Genomic DNA, 18,483 nt, shown 5'->3' on the forward strand with positions numbered 1-18,483 from the left:
TCATTCTATCGCCCCCAGTACTAGTCCCAGGAGTGCCATTCGCACCGGTACTCCGTAGAATGCCTGTTTGAAATAGCATGCATGGGGTGTATCATCTATCTCTGTATCTATCTCGTTCACTCTGGGTAGCGGATGCATGATCTTCAGTTCCGGTCTTGCATTCTTCAGCGTTTCCATTGTTATCTTCAGTTTATTGGCAACCTTACGATATTCAGCAGGATCCGGGAACCTTTCTTTCTGTATGCGGGTCATGTAGAGCACATCGACATCAGCAATGGCTTCCTCGATCGAGTCGCTTTCTGTGATCACCGCACCCCTTGCAGCAATGTCATTGACTATCTCTTCCGGCATACGCAGTTCCTTTGGTGAGATGAGTGTGATCTGTGCTCCGTAGAGTGACAGTGCATAACATAGTGAGTGAACGGTCCTTCCGTATTTCAGGTCACCTGCAAGAGCTATCTTCAGGCCGTCAAGTTGGCTCTCACGCCTTATCGTATAAAGGTCAAGGAGTGTCTGTGTAGGATGGTGGCCGGCCCCGTCTCCTGCATTAAGTACGGGTACTCCGGAGAACTCCGATGCAAGCAGTGCAGCCCCTTCTTTAGGGTGGCGTAACACGATGGCATCGACATATCCATCGACAACCCGGACCGTATCTGCCAGTGTCTCTCCCTTTGCTATGGAACTCGCATCTATCGATCCCAGATTAAGTACATCCCCGCCAAGTCTTAACATCGCTGTCTCAAAGGACATCCTTGTCCTTGTGCTTGGTTCAAAGAAAAGTATAGCAAGGATCTTGCCGGAAAGCAGGTCCGACCTCTGTTCCCCACGTGCGATCGGTTCCATCCTTTCAGCGGTATCGAGGATGTGGTCGATCATTTCCCTGGAGAGGTCCCTTGTCGAAATGATATGGTTGTCCTTGAAATTCATCGACTACAAAAGGAATTGCATGGAATATAATATTTGCCTGACATCAGTCTCTGATCAGAACTGACAGCCTCTTTTCTTTATTTTATCTGCAAGCTCGTCCCACTTCTCTGTGTCTACATCTTCGCATATGTGCCTGTTCTTGAAAATAGCCTTTCTCTTAGAGGGGGTCGTCAGTTCTTTGAGGTCCATCATGGCTCTCCTGACACCGGCTGCCTTGTCAAATAGGGCCTTTGCCTGCTCACAGCTCAAAGGCTCGGTTTCAAGACGCTCTTCGTATTCTCTTTCCTTCTCACAGAGCATTTCCAAAAACTGGTCAATATTATCCAGTTCATCCTTGTTCAGTTTTGGTCTGTTGACTATCTCCCAGACTATCTCATGAAGGTCTACATCCTTTCCTTCGATCCTCACTTTCCGGGGTATGGCCTCTCCTACCCAGAACAGGCTCTTATGGAGTCTGTTAAGCAACTTCTGTCTTTCCTGCTCGGATATCTCTTCTATATCTTCCATTTTCCCAGCCTTTTTGTCTATAGTTACATTTTTCCCGTGATTAAATTTATAGGTTTTCAAGTATTTTAGTAGTGTAAGTATATCCAAAGGTGATCTTATAAGACCAATCATTCAGGTAGCTCTGGACCTTCTGGAAACGGACAGGGCAATACAGATAGCAAAGGAATCAGTAGAAGGGGGAGTTGACTGGCTTGAGGCCGGAACCCCTCTTATCAAAAGTGAGGGCATGGATGCCGTAAGGAAGCTCAGTGAGGCTTTTCCTGAAAGGACCATAGTCGCGGACATGAAGATCGCTGACACCGGTGCCATGGAAGTGGAAATGGGAGCAAAGGCCGGTGCCGATATCGTGGTCATACTCGCCAGTGCGGACGATTCCACCATACAGGAATCAGTACGTGCTGCAAAGAAATATGGAGTAAGGATAATGGCTGACCTCATATCTGCCGCAGATCCTGTCTCCCGTAGTGTGGAGCTGGAGCAGCTTGGTGTGGATTACATCAATGTTCACGCAGGGATCGACCAGCAGATGACAGGTCAGGATTCACTTTCACTTATGAAGCAGATCGTCAGCAGGGTGACCATCCCTGTTGCTGTAGCAGGCGGTCTTGATGCCGCATCCTGCTCAGAGGCCGTATCTGCAGGCGCTGACATAGTGATAGTTGGTGGGAACATCGTCCGCTCGGCCGATGTGACTGCCTCAGCAAAGGCGATCAGGGAAAGTGTGGATTCTCCCTCAAGCGCACCAGTGGTTAAGCGGTCCGTGGATGAGGATATCCGCAGGATCCTTGAAGGGATATCGACATCGAACATTTCCGATGCCATGCACCGTAAAGGTGCCATGCAGGAGATCTACTCGATGCTTCCCGGAAAGAGGATGGTTGGTACGGCGGTCACGGTCCAGACCTTCAAGGGTGACTGGGCCAAGGCTGTGGAAGCTATCGATGAGGCGAAGGAAGGAGATGTCATTGTCATCTATAACGGCAGCAGGCATGTGGCTCCATGGGGCGGCCTTGCAACATTGAGTGCGTTGAACAAAGGCGTTGCCGGCGTTGTCATAGACGGTGCGGTCAGGGATATCGATGATATCCGTAACATGGACCTGCCTGTCTTTGCCACATGTAATGTTCCCAATGCAGGCGAACCAAAAGGTTTTGGTGAGATCAACTCTGAGATCGTCTGCGGGAATCAGACTGTAAGGCCGGGGGACTATATAGTAGGCGATGACAACGGTGTTGTGGTAATACCGAAAGAACGTGCCTATGAGATCGCAAGGCGTGCGAAGGAGGTTGAAAAGACCGAGCTGCGCCTTTTCGAGGAGATCCGCAGGGGTTCTACCCTGTCAGAGGTCATGAAACTTAAGAAATGGGAGAAACACTGATATGATCGAAATATTAAAAGTGCTGGCATGTATGCCATTCCTGCTCTATGCATGTTATGCTGATATCAAGACACGCCGCGTTGCCAATGAAGTATGGGTGGTGATGTTCGGTGTCGGCTTTATCTTCATAATGTACGACCTTATGGCATACGGTCTTCCGTATCTCATACGCAATGTCCTTTCTTTCCTGTTCATATTCGCATTCGTGTACGTACTCTTCCAGCTTGGTGCATTCGGTGGTGCCGATGCCAAGGTACTGATGACCATTTCACTGATCATCCCCACGTTCCCGAGGATAATGCTTGGTTCAACATCACTCCCGCTTAACGGAGTACCTTTCATCGATCTCTTTGCGTTCAGCGTTTTCGGGAATTCCGTGATACTCACTGTGATCGTACCTGCAGGGCTTTTCCTGTACAACCTGTTAAAGAACCCGTCCGAATCTTTGAAACGACCCCTGTACATGTTCATCGGTTACATAACTCCGATATCGAAACTGGAAAAAGGGCACTTCCGTATGATCGATTCGTATGAAGATACAGGGGAAGATGTGAAGTTCAGTTTCTCAAGGTCGGGAACAGAACTTACATCCGGTGTTATTTCGGAACTGAAAGGTTTCCAGAATGAAGGAAAAGTTAAGGATGGTGTATGGATAACTCCGGGCCTTCCGTTCATGATACCCATAACTGCCGTTTTCCTCACAGCAGTGATCTTCGGAGACCTGATATTCTACATTACACTGCAATTCATGATGATGTGAATTGCTTTGATCTTTTTTTTTTTCTGTCCTTTTTTGCATCAGGTTTTAATATTCCTTAGTTCCAATTATTTATTGGAGATAGGTTTATGGCAGAAAAGACACCTGAAGATAAGAAACAGAAAAAAGACGATGGTAAGGAAGCAAAGGTAAATCCTGTTCACCCGGGGGATGAGAGGGTTCGCCCGAAAAGACACCTGCTGGACACCTGTGAATAATTGTCTTTGATCCCGGTTGTTAATCATTTCTTTTTGATAAGTGACCGGTACACTTCTTTTATTTCCTCATCGGAATAATTGCCGCCCAGTTTATCCTTTATACTTCTTATGAGGTCATCTTCCAGTTCATCCAGTGCCCTGAGGACTATTTCTTTTTTAAGTGCAGGTTTTGGGATAGCTGACCCTGATGACTTTTTTTGACTTCTCTTTTTCGCGGGAGCTTTAGGTACAGCTCTCTCACTGTTGGCAGTTTCCGGTTCCAGTGTCTCCAGATGTTCTGAAATCTCCTTGATGAACCTGTCACCGTATTTCTTCAGTTTATACTCACCGACACCTGTTATCTTCAATAGTTCTTCTTTGCTTTGTGGTTTTCTGGCAGCCATCTGGCGGAGACTGGTGTCTGCGAATACGATGTATGGTGGCACATCCTGCATCTGGGCGAGGTTTGCGCGCAGTTCCTTCAGTTTGTCGAAGAGGTCCCTGTCAGGGTCATCATTGACCCTTCTGTGTATGACAGAAGCCGGCTCGAAGCGCACATCTTCCACAGTGGCTGAGGTCACAGGTTCATAGTCTTCCTGACACTCGTTATCTACCACCCTTGTGAAGGTCACCATCCTTTTACCGGAAAGCACTTCCTGGCTCTTCCTGTTCAGCTTGAGCAACGGGTAGCGTGCACCTTCTACCTTGATGACATCCTGGCGGACCATTTCCCTTGCCATTTCCAGCCAGGAATCTTTAGTGTGCATATCCCCCTGGCCGTAGTATTTGAGAAGGTGGTGTTTCTTATCGGTCACTTTCTTCGCCCGGCTGCCGGCAAGCACGTCGATGACGTGGTTCATGCCAAATCGCTGGTCCAGTTCGGTTATGCAATTGATAAGCAGTTTTGCTTCTGTTGTGCCATCCACTTCCATGCGTGGCTGCAGGCAGACATCGCACTTGCCACAATTATCCTCGGTAACTTCCTCTCCAAAGTATCCAAGCAGCACCTTGCGGCGACAGGTGTTGCTCTCACAGTAATCCACCATGTCGTTCAGTTGTTTGAGGGCGATATCCCTCTCTTCCTTCTTGCCTTTCTGCTTGATGAAATACTCGATCTTGTACTTGTCACCACGACTGAAGAAGAGCACACATTCGCATTCAAGTCCGTCCCTTCCACCACGTCCCGTCTCCTGATAATATCCCTCAAGGTTCTTGGGCAGGTCATAGTGGACAACGAAACGGACGTTCGGTTTATCGATCCCCATGCCAAAGGCTATCGTCGCCACAATGATGTCTGTCCTGTCCTTGATGAACATCTCCTGGTTCCTGGCTCTTTGCTGGTCGGTAAGTCCGGCATGGTAGGGCAGAGCATTGAATCCGTCCTTTTTGAGCTTGGTGGCAAGGCTGTTGACCGTTCTGCGGCTCTGGCAATAGATTATGCCGCTTTCGCCCTTTTTCTTTCTCAGGTAGCGGAGAAGGTTTGGATATGTGTCCTTCTTTGCCCTGATCCGGTAGAAGAGGTTCTTACGGTTAAAGCTTGCAACGTACGTCCCGCAATCTTTGATGCCGAGCTGCTGGATAGTATCCTCCCTGACCTTTGGCGTGGCGGTTGCCGTAAGTGCGATAATGGGTACTTGCGGGAACTTCTTCTTCAGCATGTTGAGCTTGCGGTACTCCGGTCTGAAATCATGTCCCCATTCGGATATGCAATGGCTCTCATCGATGGCAAAAAGGGATACATTAAGACCTTTCAGGAGACTCATGGTGCTTGACATGACAAGCCTTTCAGGTGCCACATACAGGATCTTTATCTCGCCTCTTTTCAGTTCCTCGTATATCCGTTTAGATTCGGCAGGTTTCAGGGTACTGTTAAGGTATGCCGCATCGACACCATTCTCTCTCAGGCTGTCCACCTGGTCCTTCATGAGTGAGATAAGGGGTGAGACGACCACTGTGATGCCATCCTTGAGAAGGGCAGGAAGCTGGTAACAGAGGGATTTCCCGCCGCCTGTGGGCATCAGCACGAAAGTGTCCCGGTCGTTTAGCACGTCATTTATTATGTCCTCCTGAAGAGGGCGAAAATCAGAATATCCAAAGTACTTCCTGAGAGTTTCGTGCATCTTTAGACCATACTTGTTTTTCATGCATATATCTTATTGGAGTATATAGTTGTCATGTATGCGGGGTGAAAGTATTCAATGCAGTGGATGCTATTGTTCTTTCCTTTCAGTCCCGGAATGTTCAAGGATGTATGTCTCTCAGTTATCTCCGGCAAGGCTCTTATGTCCGGGCGAGCATTAATATGTACGAAGTACTATTTCAGGGTAAAAACCCGAATGATCTTAAAATTTCCTATTACTATATTTGGAGTTCTTATTCATGGTAAAAGTAGACAAATTCATTCCTAAAGCAATAGACAGGATAAAACAGGAGATCGATGGTCCTGCCATCATCGCACTTTCCGGTGGTGTGGACAGTTCAGTATGTGCAGTTCTCGCGCACCGTGCCATTGGCGACAAACTCACACCTATATACATCGACACAGGTCTCATGCGTAAAGGTGAGACCGAGAGGATCAAGGAGATCTTCTCCGATATGAACCTTGAAGTAGTGGATGCAAAGGACAGGTTCCTTTCAGCACTTGCAGGTCTCGATGATCCGGAGGAGAAGCGTAAGGCAGTTGGTGAGACCTTTATCCGCGTATTTGAGGAAGAGGCAAAGTTACTCAAGGCAGAGTATCTCATACAGGGAACCATCTACCCTGACAGGATCGAGTCCGAAGGCGGTATAAAATCACACCACAACGTAGGTGGTCTTCCTTCTGTTGTGGACTTCAAGGCTATCGTGGAGCCTATCGATGACCTTTACAAGGATGAGGTCCGTGAGGTTGCCCGTGCTCTCGATCTCCCACACGAGATATCAGAGAGAATGCCTTTCCCCGGCCCCGGTCTTTCAGTGAGGATCGTCGGCGAGGTAACTCCTGAGCTTGTGGATGCCGTAAGAGAGGCAAACGCAATTGTAGAGGAAGAGCTTGTAGAGCAGTTCCACCCATGGCAGACCTTCGCCGCGATCGTCGGTAAAGGCACAGGTGTCAAGGGCGATGTGAGGGTCCACGGCTGGATAGTAGCTGTAAGGGCTGTAGGCTCAAGGGACGGCATGACAGCAGAGGCAATGGAGCTTCCATGGGAGGTTCTCAGGAAGATCGAGTCAAGGATCACAGCAGAGATCCCACAAGTTGCAAGGGTACTGTATGATCTCACTCCAAAGCCACCTGCAACAATTGAATTCGAGTGATCCTTCATTGAATTTGAAAACAGAGTAAGACAAATGTCACTCAACAAAGCAGTTCTTGATATACGAAACCGGCAGAGGGTAAAACCCTCTCCTTCCAATGTGCCTGCGGCAGCATGGACCGGAAAGGACCTTCTGGATACTGAAGAGATAGATACGATAACCATCATCTTCAAGACCTCCGGATGCTGGTGGGGTAAGGCAGGCGGCTGCACCATGTGCGGTTACGTCTATGATAGCGCGCAGACCGAACCATCCGATGATGACCTGATGGAACAGCTTGAAAAGGCGATGAAGAAGGCATCAGGATTCGAGAGGTTCATGGTCAAGATATTCACCTCAGGCAGTTTCCTTGATACGAAGGAGATTCCTCTTGAAGTGAGGCACAGGATACTTTCAAAGCTCGATGCAGATGAAAGGGTTGTCAAGGTACTGGCAGAGACCCGGCCTGAGTTCGTCACGGAAGAGAATGTCAGGGATTGTGTAAGTGTCCTGAAGAACACCGCTTTTGAGGTCGCAATGGGTCTTGAGACGAGTTCGGACGAGATCCGTAAGCGTTCTATTAACAAGGGGTTCACATTCAAGCACTTCACCGATGCCGCAACAGCCGCAAAGAACAATGGGGCAACAGTGAAATCCTATTTGATGCTGAAACCGCCATTCCTTTCTGAGAAGGAGGCACTTGAGGATATCGTACAGACCGTGCGGGATGCAGCAGAATATTCTGATACATTCTCCATCAACCTGTGCAATGTCCAGCGTGGCACATATGTCGAGTATCTGTGGGACAGGAAACAATACCGCCCACCGTGGCTCTGGAGCATTGTGGACATCCTTCAGAGGACAAAGAAAGAGTTCCCTGATATGATAATCACTTCCGACCCGGTAGGTGCCGGTTCAAAAAGAGGTCCGCGCAACTGCAGGGAATGCAGCCATGATGTCGCTGATGCGATCCGTCTGTTCTCGCTCACCCAGGACCTTTCATGCCTGGAGCATCTCTCATGTGACTGCAAAGACCTGTGGGAGCAGGTCATCGAACTCGATGATCACACCTTTGGCAGTCCGATACTGGACTGATCGTAAGGTTGGAACAAAGTTAAAATAAACTAAAGATGAGTTCTCACTCATCTTCTTCTTTCTTATAGACCATTGTGCCTATTCCGGTATCAGTGAAGAGTTCAAGTAATACGGAGTGGGATACGCTTCCGTCTATGATATGGATTTTCTCGACACCGCTTGTGACCGATATGGCAGCACTTCTCATCTTGGGGATCATTCCTCCCGAGATCAGGCCGCTGTCCACCATGCCTTCTATCTCATCGATCGCTACTCTTGAGATGCGTGAGCTCCTGTCGTTTATATCTCTCAGGAGTCCGGGGACGTCGGTCATAAGGATCAGTTTCTTTGCTTTCAAAGCTGCTGCAAGGTCACCTGCAACGGTATCTGCGTTGATGTTGAGTCCCTTGCCGTTAGCATCCATGGCGATGGGGGATACCACTGGTATATAGTCCTCTCTGATCAGTATATTGATGAGGTCTGTGTTTATTATCTCTGTCTCGCCTACCCAGCCGAGGTCCACTTCATGTTCAACATCCTCGATAATGACCTTCTGGGATGGCTTTTTCTTTGCAATGATCATCTTTCCGTCCTTTCCGGAAAGGCCGATTCCTTTTGCACCGTGTTTTCCTATCAGGGCAACTATCTCTGTATTGATATTGCCCACCAGGACCATGCGCGCGATCTCCAGTGTCTCATCGTCTGTTACTCGCAGACCACCCACGAACTGGGATTCCTTCCCCATGCGCTTCATCTTCTCGGATATCTCGGGGCCGCCACCGTGGACTATTATAGGGTGTATCCCTACGAATCTCAGGAGGACGACATCCTGTATGATGTCACTCATTACTTGGGGATTGACCATTGCATGGCCTCCTACCTTGATAACCATTATTGAGTCATGAAACTCCCTTATATACGGTAAAGCCTCTATAAGCACATTCTCGCGATTAAGTGTCATTGTGTATACCTGCGGTGGATCTGTTGTACGGCATCTGTTCTTTCAGATGACCGGAGCTAATGCTTATATGTTCAACTGATTTAAAAGTTATTTCGGACGCAGCATATATCGCTGTAAATAGCCCTGCAAAAAAAGATGTAAAACAAAAAGACCCATTGACGGGTCCTTTATGAAGTTCAGACTTTCTCCAGCTTTTCGATTCCTACCTTCTTTACGAAAGGCTTGTTGATCTTGTCAGGCATCCAGTCTGGCTTGTTCTTTGGTGCTGCGACCTTTTCTCTCCAGCCTTTGAACACGTGTACCTTCTTGGTTCCGCGCTCACGGAGCCTTATGTCATCTGGCTTTGATTTTGTTCCTTTTCCTCTGTTTGCCACTTTGAGAGCAGCCTGCCTTGGCTGTTTCCCTGTGAATACCCCATGTTCATTTCCTTTCTTGTCTCTTAACACAAAATTTCTTGTTTCAGACATGATGTCACCTCGTAATCATTATGCGATTACCACTGGTATCCGTATTTAGTATATAAGGTATATATATTTTTCTTTTAATGTGGTCTTTTGTTGTTGTTTTGTCGGATATTGCATGATTTAGAGCGGCATTTCGCCCTGAATATGGGCAAAATAATATGAAATTATATAATATTTGGCTGTTGTTTCCGTTTGCCAAAGAGCAGCATGCGGTAACATATCAAGTCAACTTGTCTTGATGTAAATGGGCTCAATGCAGGCATAAGTGCTGCTTGATGGCGTATTTATGCCTCATGTGTCTATATGTTACTAATTTGCTTTCTTTTGGCTCCTAATGAACTTAACACAACATTTACATGTAATGAATCCCTTTGAGCATGATATATTTATTAGCCGCCATTATTGAATGGCTATTATCTTTTGAATTCCAGAGGTTATTATAATGGAAGTCCCTGTTGTTAAACTACCCGATATACAGGCAAACAAGCCGCAGATACCCATTAACCTGACACGTGTCGGAGTTACCAATGTTAAAAAGCTGGTCCAGATCACAAGGCCCGACAAGCGCCCTGTCATTCTTATCTGTACCTTTGATATCTTTGTAGACCTTCCTTCTCACCTGAAAGGTGCCAACCTGTCACGTAATTTCGAGGCAGTCGACGAGGTCCTTGAGAAGGCGGTCAACATGCCGGTCTATGAGATCGAGCAGTTGTGCAGCGATGTTGCCCAGAGTCTCCTCAGGCGTCACGAATATGCGACCCGTGCTGAAGTGATCCTGAAAAGCGAATATGTCCTTAAGAGGGAGTCCCCTTCCACGAAGATGGAATGCCAGGAGGTTGTTGAGATCTTCGCAGAAGCAATTGCCATGCGTGAGGATGTTGAAGAGATGCAGGTCAAGAAGCTCATCGGTGCAGAGGTCGTAGGAATGACCGCATGTCCATGTGCCCAGGAGATCATGAGGGATAATGCAAGACAGGAACTGGAGAACATCGGTGTTGACAACAAACAGATCGCTGAGTTCCTTCACAGGGTCCCAATGGCAACACACAACCAGCGCGGACGTGGTATCATTTCCATTGAAGTGGTCGGTAATGTGAACGTCTCACTTGAAAAGATAATCGAGATAATCGAGAGGTCCATGAGTTCCAGTGTATTCGAGCTTCTCAAGCGTGCTGACGAGGCAATGGTGGTCCAGACCGCCCACAACAACCCTAAGTTCGTGGAGGACTGTGTAAGGACAATGGCAAAGAACGTTGTCAGGGATTTCGAGCATCTCCCCGACAGTGCAGTTGTCACCATCAAGCAGATCAACGAAGAAAGCATACACAGGCACAATGCCTTTGCTGAAAGGGTCGCAACCATTGGTGACCTGCGTGAAGAGATCGCACAGGAAATCTAACTCATAGCTTAACTATTAATCTGTCTGTGATCATATCATAGATAGAATTACGGGAGTTATACTGTGGAAGATTCAGAAACTATCGAAGCTCTTACCATGGAAGGCGATCCCATTGTAACAGGGTCTGTGGTCAGGTACGTAAATACAGGCACTGTAGGAAGGGTTGTCGATATCATGCAGGATGAAGAAGGGATCTGGGTACTGCTTGACAGTACCGGATTTCTCTACAAGCCTGAGGCACTTGTCATGGCAGATGAAAGTGAACTCAGGGAAGATATGAAGCCTCGTACATCTGTTGAGGATGCAGAGACCTATATACGTACATATGAGGCTGAAAATGATGCCAGTTTCGATGCAACTAATGTGACAGGCGGCGGCTGATCGCCTTCATATAATTTTAAAAATAAGTAAAGGATCCATCTTTCAGATAAACCCTTCTTTTTCAAGTAATGTAAGTGAACGGATCCATTCGCCTTTTGGTTCCCTGGAAGTTCCCACTACAAGTCTCTTTATGTCTCCCACCTGCTCTACAACACCCTGAGCTTCGATGGTCTCTCCCGGGAGTGCCTGTCCTGCGTAGGTATGGGTATAGGAAAGTACGTGGTCGATCTCATCGTGGTCAACCTTGTAGACAGAAGGACTGTCAAAGGCAAGGTCTGCATTGGTGACCTTTGCTTCTATCTTCATGGTGCCGATATCCTCTCCTCTTAAGGTTGGTTCCTTTATCTGCTCCCAGTCACGCACAAAGAGGAGGTCGAAGTATGTGCCATCTACCATTCCACGGTTGCCCTTTCTCTTCTCATGGAGAATGAACTCCTCGAATGAGATCTCAGGTATACGCTTGTTGTATATCTTCTCCCACATCTTCATGTCGATATCTTCTATTGGGCCTGGTTCTGCCTTTGCCTTTGCAATCGCATCCCTTGCAATGAACCAATGCTTGCCGTAGACCACAAAATCAATGTCCGAGCCTTCGTTCTGAAGTCCGGGCAGGAGTGAGCCTGTAACTCCCATCATCTCTCTTGGAATGCCTGCTTTTTCAAGCACATCGACAACGACCTTTACCCTGTGGTCAGTTTCATACAACCTTTCAATAGCGCTGTTAGGTGGGAGTACCTTCTTGATCTGTTCCTCTGGTACGACATGGACATCCTCCACCCATTCAGGACGATTCTCACGCATGAAGTCAAAGGCAACATCAAAATCATATTTCTTGTAGCGTTTGCCATCAAGCTCACGTTCTCCGTTCTCATCAGGTACGTATCTCATTGTAGACCTGATGCCATTCGGATGGAAATAATCGGAAACTGCGAATATCCAGTCGTCTTTTGTAACAAGGAAATCCCTGAGTCTTGTCTTAATCATATATAGCCTTCCTTAAGATCGTCCGGCAGCTCTCTAATGGTTTGCCGGTAGTTATTTGTACAGGTAAACTGCCTTTTTACATAAAAATAGTTCTGACATCTTCCGGTCATTGAAGGCCGGTTGTATTTCTTATATATGTCCTGAGATAGTTCATCAATGGTTTACAAGGTGAAATGTTTGCTATTATTTGAGAAATGGGTGCGCGATATCCGCCGTGAGTTCCACAGGAACCCTGAACTGAGCTTTCATGAATATGGGACACAGGAACTGATAATGTCCATTCTGGGAGAATTAGGTATCGAGTGCAGGAAGATCGCTGATACCGGCGTGATCGCGGAGGTCCGGGGAAGATGTCCGGGTCCCTGTATTGCCATTCGTTCTGACATAGATGCTCTTTCAGCGCACGAGTCCCTGACGGAGCTCAATGAGGATTACATCTCCCGTAATCCCGGTGTGATGCATGCCTGCGGGCACGATGGGCACATGGCCATTGTCCTGGGCGTTGCCAGGCTCATCAGGGAGAAACGAAATGATCTTTGTGGTACTGTAAGGTTCATCTTCCAGCCTGCTGAAGAAGTGCCCCCTGGTGGAGCCATCAGGGTAATTGAGGAAGGTGGTCTTGAGGATGTGGACGCCATCATTGGTCTGCACATCTTCGGTGATGTTGAATTAGGTGATATAAACATACGTGCCGGACCTTTCATGGCAAACTCAAATCGGTTCACAGTGAAGATATTCGGGAAAGGTGGCCATCACTCGACACCTGATATGTGTATCGACCCGATAATGATAGCTTCCGAGTTCATATCCTCTCTTAAAAAGAGTGTCTCTAAAAAGGTGTCTGCTTCGGACCATGTGCTTGGATTCGGTACCATCCATGCCGGGAAGCAGTTCAACAGGTCCCCTGACGAGATTGAGGTCGTTGGTAGTTTCAGGACCTTTGATGATGCCGATACTGAGATAATTGAGGGGACAATGCGTTCGATCCTTGATTCACTTATGGTGTCCTATTCCATGGAGGGTATCGTCGGTCTTCCATCATACGATCTTGATATTCTGCACGGTTATCCTGTCCTGTTCAATGACCCCGTTTTCACGGAAAAGGCGTCTAAATTGCTTAAAGCTAAGTTCACTACTGTCGACTCCCACGCAGAGGCTATATTCGGTGCTGAGGATTTTGCATATTACCTGCAGGAGGTTCCCGGGATGTATGCTGTCATCGGGACACGGAATGTGGAAAAAGGTATCGTTGAAGGAAATCATTCCTCGAGCTTCGATATAGATGAGGACGTACTGGCTATGGGAGTTGAGCTGCTTTATTCCATAGCAGTGGATTTTCTCAGGGATCCGGGGGCATATCTCGAATGAGCACAGTTCCTTTCTCTCCGGAGTATTCTTCTGCGACAAAGTCCTTTGTACTTGGTGTACTCCTGGGTGAAGGTTTTGAATATGATCCAATGAAGGACTCTGACCTTGATGATATCGAAGGTGTCTATCTGGAAAAAGGTGGAGGATTCTTTTTGTTCCTTGATGATGGTGAGATCATCGGGACGTCTGCTGTAAAGCCTCTGGGTTCCGGAATATGTGAGATAAAACGGATCTATGTAAAAAAGGAATGTCGAGGGAAGGGTATTGGTTCTGATATGTTCGAAAGGGCCCTTGAATATGCAGGTGAGAACTTTTCTGTTGTCAGGCTTAAGACCGATCTCTCACTTGAAACGGCTATAGCGATGTATCTTAAAAAAGGATTCACCGTGACAAAAGAAGAGAAAGGGACCATTTATTTTGAAAAGGTCCTGTGACCTTTGTCTTAAGAAGTGCTTGTTCAGATGACCTTCATCATCGCGACCTCGTCGCAATTAGGGAATTTAGGACATTTTATGCATCCGGTCCATACCTTGTGTGGAAGCATCTGTTTGTCTATTATCTCAAAACCCTGTTTCTCAAAGAATGGGACTGCATATGTCAGGGTGAACACATTGTTGACGCCAAGTTCCTTTGCCTCTTCAAGGCAGGCATTCACCAGTTTCGTACCAATTCCTTTGTCCCTGTATTCTGCCTTGACCGCAAAGGACAGCACCTCTGCCATGTCCTCCCAGCTTATCTGAAGGGCACAGCAGCCGATGATCTCACCGCCCTCCTCACAAACGTAGAAGCTGCGGGTGAACTCATAAAGCTCGCTCAGTGAACGCTGAAGCATCATCTCCTGCTTTGCATAGGTATCAATTATGCCTTTGATATCTGGTACATCTTTGACCGTAGCTTTCCTTATTATCAATTATGCATCACCGGGATTGTTAAAAAGAGAAATAGCGAGCGTGAAGGGATTTGAACCCCCGGCTTGCAGCTTAGGAGGCTGCCGCCATATCCTGACTAGGCCACACGCTCATGTTGTGCTACTCACGTAATAACATTCAATATCTTAAAGTTATTGGTGAAAAAGCTTTCTTGTCGGTAATTTTCGGGAATATATCCTCAAAAATGTGGAGATCTGTCCATTATACTGAAAAGTGATACTAAAAAAATGGAAAGCACCTTAAGGTTCATACCTGAGAATCCAGAAGGTCCATCAATTTCCTGTTCTTTTCAATTCCTGTATCGATCCCCAGCATCTCTGCCGGGAAACCCAGGGCAAGTCCGAGCAGTTGTGTGTAATGAAGTACAGGTATGTTGAACTCCGCTCCATTCTTTTCTTTGATCTCGGTCTGTCCGGCGTCCAGTTGCATATGGCAGAACGGGCATGAGTTGACTATGCAATCCACTCCGGTTTCCTCTATCCGGGCAAGCTTGGCTTCCGTCATCCCAAGGGACCTGTCCTTCATGGCAGAGCGTACTCCGCCTCCAGCTCCGCAACATGCCATCTTATCGGGGTATTCCACACTGCTTGCACCCAGTGCGGTGACAAGTTCATCAAAGAATGCGGGTCTTTCGAAGCTGCCCAGTCCTCTGTCCTTTGTGGGTTTTATAAGGTGGCATCCGTAATGGACGGCAACCCTTATGTTCAGTTGTCTTTCAACATAGGATGCTATCTTTTCAGGGCCGTATTCCTGGTACAGGTATTCTATTATATGCCTGACGTTGATGTCACCCCTGATCTCCCTGCCTATCTTTTCCAGGTGTCTGTTGACATCTTCCTTCGACTCTTCATCCTCTTTTATACTGCGATTTGCATCCTCAAGAGTACTGAAGCATCCGTTGCAGATGGTGAGCATATCCCTGTCCTTCTGCTCGGACAGTACTATATTACGGCTTGCCAGTGTGAGCCATGTTGTCCTGTCAAAAGAGCGGAAAACCCCTGGAGCGGGGCAGCATGAGGCACCTTCAAGGTCAACGCAATCGATATCGAGTTTCGCAAGACACAATTTCGTTGCCATCTCTATTCCAGGGTATCGGTTAGGGACAAGGCATCCAAGGAATAATGATAATCCTTTCATGCACTGTCCTCCTTCCCGGATATGCCTGCCTGCATGACAAGTTCTTCAAAACCGCATGAAGAAAGCAGTACTTTTACTTCCTCCAGCTCATCCTTATACTTGTGAACGGTCTCAGGTAGCTCTTCCAGTCCTATCCCGGTTCTTTTCATTTTGTTTTCTTCATTTATGGGAACTGCATGCCCGTGCTCTATAAGCATCGCGCATACTTCTTTGTGTTCGGGCAGGATCCTTCCATTGTGTGCTGATATGGCCCTGATGTCAAGTAATATCTCTACTATGTCTATTCCTCTGGGGCATCTTTCCTGACAGTTGTAGCAGGTGGTGCACATCCATAGCTCCGCACTGTCCAGTATATCAGTGGTCTTGCCTGCCATCTTCACAAGTTTTCGTATGTTCAGGCTGGTGTGTCTTCCTGAGGGACAACTGCTGCTGCATATGCCGCACTGCATGCATTTCAGTGCATCAGTGGAAACTTCCGTGAGCTTATCAAGAGTATCTTTTCCAGTTGCGTTTTTATCATCCATGCACTCGCCCTCTGCTTTAAAACAGTATTTTTGCAAGAAAGATAAAGTTTCCGACAAGACAACTCTCATGCAGGGATGCTGCAGACCTGCCTTGACGTCTTCTTTCTACATGTCACATATGCGTTTTTCAATATAATTATACTTCCAGCTCAGGGCAGTGAATGAGCAAACGCAAAAAAATAGAAAAGGGAAAGTAAGCCTTGCTTACTTATCCGTCCAGTATCTCTTCTGCGATGTCTCTGTAGGCATCCATCACATAGGGGATTCCGGTTACTTTTGCTGCATCTTCTGTAAGTGCCATAAGGTCCTTACGTGAGAGTGTAGTTGTGTTGAACCTTCTTGAACCGGCCATAAGCTGCTGCAGACCTACTCTTGTCTTTTCAGAATAGGAGTAGATACCAATAGCACCCAATGGGATATTGTCTATTTCGCTGCCATAGCGCTCTTCCAGTTCTTCGTAGTGTACAAAGATCTCTTCTTTCCTGTGGCCGAACTCAGCCACTGTCTTTGGAAGATCTCCTTCATCGAGCCACTTGCCAATGTTCTTACCAACCATTCCCGGGATCATAAGGCCACGGCCCATGCAAACTGCCTTAAAGTATGGAGCACCCATTGCAAGAACTTTGTAGATGCCATCTTCACTTGAGAAACCACCAGCCATTGCAAGGTCAGGTACTCTCTTCCCCTTGGCAGTGAGCTTATCTGCGAATTCCTGCACCAGTGATTGCAGGTATATTGTTGGTGTTCCCCATTCTTCCATCATTGGCCATGGGCTCATGCCGGTACCACCAGGAGCACCGTCGTATGTGAGAAGGTCTATCTTTGCATCAGAGCTGTATTTTATAGCCATTGCAGTTTCTGCCATGGAGTATGCACCGGTCTTCAATGTGATACGGTCGAATCCAAGTTCTCTGAGCCTGTCACATTCTTCGTGGAATCCTTCCTCAGTTACAAAACCAAGCCTGGAGTGCCTTTCGAATTCTCTTATAGCTCCAACCTTGTATGCTTCCTGTACAGATGCAAGTTCAGGATCAGGTGTTACTATGTAACCTCTTTTCTTAAGCTCGATGGCGCGGTCAAGTTCCTTGACCTTGATCTCTCCTCCTATGCATTTTGCACCCTGTCCCCATTTGAGTTCAATGGTGTCCATTTCATGCTTGCTGGAAAGATATTCAGCAACACCAAGCTTTGTGTCCTCTACGTTCATCTGGACGAGCATCTCGCCGTAGCCGTCATGGTACTTCTTGTACAGCTCGATCCTGCGGTCCATCTCCGGAGATTCGGTTACAAGGCCGTTGTTATCTCTTTTAAGTTCAGGGTCCACGCCACAAACATTCTCACCACAGACTATGGTGACACCTGAGATGGCTGCACCAATAGCGAAGTGTTCCCAGTTCTTCCTTGCAATATCGGTGGAACCTAATGCTCCGGTAAATATTGGCACCTTCATCTTTACTTTCTTGTCCCATCCGTATTCTGTCTCAGTACTTACATTTGGGAATCTTGCAGTTTCAGGGCTAGGCACCATGTCATCTGGCATGCCAATAGCTCCAACGGCATATCCCTGAATGTTCAGGTGGGAGTAGTCTATTGGATAGTTCTTGTCTGCACCGGCTGTAACTTCGCCGAAAGGTCCGGGGTAAAGAACTTCACGTCCTCTGAAAGTAGATTTAAAGATTTCACAGTTTCCACGACATCCGTCCACACAACGTGTACAGAGTCCTGACATCGGTACTACACTCTTTGACCTGTTAAAGGTCCTAGTAGCGTCATTTGCATTTGGCTGTCTAAGATTTGCCATTATTCTTCACTTCCTCTTTTTATCTATTGCTACCGATGCAGCTAAACCGATAAATGGTCTAACTGTCCTAACCATGCGATAACAATAGTAGGCTAAAGGTTGGCGTGTGCTTTTATTAATAAATTTCTATTTTGTATTGTATTTGACTCGAAATCACCCGATTTGCATTTCTACATAAAGAAGACCACTCATTTTTTTCGCCGGAAATTATCCTTTTTGGGGTCACAGAACGATATCTATATATGGTATGGGTCCGCGCCGCCACATGGCTAAGTGATCTGTAATGTATGGGTCACCATATCAGTTTATCAGTTGCTCATACTTACAAAAGCTCAGAATGGGTTTTTGAAGGGTCATTCGTGTGGAAGGTTTTATTGAAGGTGAGATGCCTAATTATAATGGGGGTTTTGAATATTGCTAAA

Annotated in this window: 19 protein-coding genes and 1 tRNA gene; 9 read left to right on the plus strand and 11 right to left on the minus strand. The window is 47.0% G+C overall.

Translation table 11 applies throughout. The features are described 5' to 3' along the window. Both pyrB and V7O63_RS04510 read right to left on the minus strand, forming a co-directional pair. The gene (gene pyrB / locus V7O63_RS04505) at positions 1 to 927 is read right to left on the minus strand and encodes an aspartate carbamoyltransferase (protein WP_340820317.1); all 927 of its coding nucleotides are present in this window, start codon (positions 925 to 927) and stop codon (positions 1 to 3) included. Between the two features lie 54 nt (positions 928 to 981). Then, positions 982 to 1,434 (minus strand): DUF5788 family protein, encoded by a 453-nt coding sequence (locus V7O63_RS04510; RefSeq protein ID WP_340820318.1) that lies wholly within the window; start codon positions 1,432 to 1,434, stop codon positions 982 to 984. 109 nt (positions 1,435 to 1,543) lie between these two features. Between V7O63_RS04510 and hxlA the strand changes: the two genes are divergently transcribed. From hxlA to V7O63_RS04525, 3 genes are all read left to right on the plus strand, one after another. Continuing rightward, on the plus strand, positions 1,544 to 2,812 hold the full coding sequence (gene hxlA / locus V7O63_RS04515; protein ID WP_340820792.1) for a 3-hexulose-6-phosphate synthase: 1,269 nt from the start codon (positions 1,544 to 1,546) through the stop codon (positions 2,810 to 2,812). A gap of 1 nt (position 2,813) precedes the next feature. Further along, complete coding sequence (locus V7O63_RS04520) at positions 2,814 to 3,572, plus strand: A24 family peptidase C-terminal domain-containing protein (protein WP_340820320.1); 759 nt, start codon at positions 2,814 to 2,816, stop codon at positions 3,570 to 3,572. An 86-nt stretch (positions 3,573 to 3,658) separates the two neighbouring features. Continuing rightward, on the plus strand, positions 3,659 to 3,787 hold the full coding sequence (locus V7O63_RS04525; protein WP_340820321.1) for a hypothetical protein: 129 nt from the start codon (positions 3,659 to 3,661) through the stop codon (positions 3,785 to 3,787). Positions 3,788 to 3,810: 23 nt separating this feature from the next. Here the strand turns inward: V7O63_RS04525 and recQ are convergent, their stop codons facing one another. Next, entirely contained in the window at positions 3,811 to 5,910 is a 2,100-nt protein-coding gene (recQ, locus tag V7O63_RS04530) for a DNA helicase RecQ (protein ID WP_340820322.1), read from the minus strand. Positions 5,911 to 6,145: 235 nt separating this feature from the next. Here recQ and guaA point away from each other — a divergent pair, with 235 nt between their 5' ends. Together guaA and V7O63_RS04540 are read left to right on the plus strand one after the other, a co-directional pair. Further along, a complete protein-coding gene (gene guaA, locus V7O63_RS04535) occupies positions 6,146 to 7,060 on the plus strand; it encodes a glutamine-hydrolyzing GMP synthase (protein WP_340820323.1) in 915 nt (304 codons plus the stop codon). Between the two features lie 33 nt (positions 7,061 to 7,093). Further along, entirely contained in the window at positions 7,094 to 8,134 is a 1,041-nt protein-coding gene (locus tag V7O63_RS04540) for an archaeosine biosynthesis radical SAM protein RaSEA (RefSeq protein WP_340820324.1), read from the plus strand. Between the two features lie 43 nt (positions 8,135 to 8,177). Here V7O63_RS04540 and argB read toward each other — a convergent pair whose 3' ends face one another. Then, on the minus strand, positions 8,178 to 9,074 hold the full coding sequence (gene argB, locus V7O63_RS04545; RefSeq protein WP_340820325.1) for an acetylglutamate kinase: 897 nt from the start codon (positions 9,072 to 9,074) through the stop codon (positions 8,178 to 8,180). A 176-nt stretch (positions 9,075 to 9,250) separates the two neighbouring features. After that, on the minus strand, positions 9,251 to 9,541 hold the full coding sequence (locus V7O63_RS04550; RefSeq protein WP_340820326.1) for a non-histone chromosomal MC1 family protein: 291 nt from the start codon (positions 9,539 to 9,541) through the stop codon (positions 9,251 to 9,253). A 439-nt stretch (positions 9,542 to 9,980) separates the two neighbouring features. Here V7O63_RS04550 and mptA point away from each other — a divergent pair, with 439 nt between their 5' ends. Beyond that, complete coding sequence (mptA, locus tag V7O63_RS04555; protein WP_340820327.1) at positions 9,981 to 10,937, plus strand: GTP cyclohydrolase MptA; 957 nt, start codon at positions 9,981 to 9,983, stop codon at positions 10,935 to 10,937. A gap of 63 nt (positions 10,938 to 11,000) precedes the next feature. Next, positions 11,001 to 11,318 (plus strand): DUF2098 domain-containing protein, encoded by a 318-nt coding sequence (locus tag V7O63_RS04560; protein ID WP_340820328.1) that lies wholly within the window; start codon positions 11,001 to 11,003, stop codon positions 11,316 to 11,318. A gap of 42 nt (positions 11,319 to 11,360) precedes the next feature. Here the strand turns inward: V7O63_RS04560 and V7O63_RS04565 are convergent, their stop codons facing one another. After that, positions 11,361 to 12,302 (minus strand): nucleotidyltransferase domain-containing protein, encoded by a 942-nt coding sequence (locus V7O63_RS04565; RefSeq protein WP_340820329.1) that lies wholly within the window; start codon positions 12,300 to 12,302, stop codon positions 11,361 to 11,363. A gap of 177 nt (positions 12,303 to 12,479) precedes the next feature. On the opposite strand from V7O63_RS04565, the gene V7O63_RS04570 reads away from it, so the two are divergent. Both V7O63_RS04570 and V7O63_RS04575 read left to right on the plus strand, forming a co-directional pair. Then, positions 12,480 to 13,670, plus strand: coding sequence for an amidohydrolase (locus tag V7O63_RS04570; RefSeq protein ID WP_340820330.1), 1,191 nt, complete (start codon positions 12,480 to 12,482; stop codon positions 13,668 to 13,670). Continuing rightward, positions 13,667 to 14,104, plus strand: coding sequence for a GNAT family N-acetyltransferase (locus V7O63_RS04575; RefSeq protein ID WP_340820331.1), 438 nt, complete (start codon positions 13,667 to 13,669; stop codon positions 14,102 to 14,104). The genes V7O63_RS04570 and V7O63_RS04575 overlap by 4 nt, the downstream gene beginning before the upstream one ends. A 23-nt stretch (positions 14,105 to 14,127) precedes the next feature. On the opposite strand, the gene V7O63_RS04580 is transcribed toward V7O63_RS04575, so the two are convergent. The 5 genes from V7O63_RS04580 to V7O63_RS04600 form a co-directional block, all read right to left on the minus strand. Beyond that, positions 14,128 to 14,580, minus strand: coding sequence for an N-acetyltransferase (locus tag V7O63_RS04580; protein ID WP_340820332.1), 453 nt, complete (start codon positions 14,578 to 14,580; stop codon positions 14,128 to 14,130). A 35-nt stretch (positions 14,581 to 14,615) separates the two neighbouring features. Continuing rightward, a tRNA-Arg gene (locus V7O63_RS04585) sits at positions 14,616 to 14,690 on the minus strand. Between the two features lie 155 nt (positions 14,691 to 14,845). Further along, positions 14,846 to 15,736, minus strand: coding sequence for a CoB--CoM heterodisulfide reductase subunit B (hdrB, locus tag V7O63_RS04590; protein WP_340820333.1), 891 nt, complete (start codon positions 15,734 to 15,736; stop codon positions 14,846 to 14,848). Next, positions 15,733 to 16,260 carry a CoB--CoM heterodisulfide reductase subunit C gene (hdrC, locus tag V7O63_RS04595; RefSeq protein ID WP_340820334.1) on the minus strand — a complete coding sequence of 176 codons (528 nt, stop codon included), beginning with the start codon at positions 16,258 to 16,260 and terminating at the stop codon, positions 15,733 to 15,735. The genes hdrB and hdrC overlap by 4 nt, the downstream gene beginning before the upstream one ends. 208 nt (positions 16,261 to 16,468) lie before the next feature. Further along, positions 16,469 to 18,061: a glutamate synthase-related protein gene (locus V7O63_RS04600; protein WP_340820335.1), complete on the minus strand. Its 1,593-nt coding sequence runs from the start codon at positions 18,059 to 18,061 to the stop codon at positions 16,469 to 16,471. Positions 18,062 to 18,483 lie beyond the last annotated feature (422 nt).

The organism is Methanolobus sp. WCC4, assembly GCF_038022665.1.
Classification (GTDB): Archaea; Halobacteriota; Methanosarcinia; order Methanosarcinales; family Methanosarcinaceae; genus Methanolobus.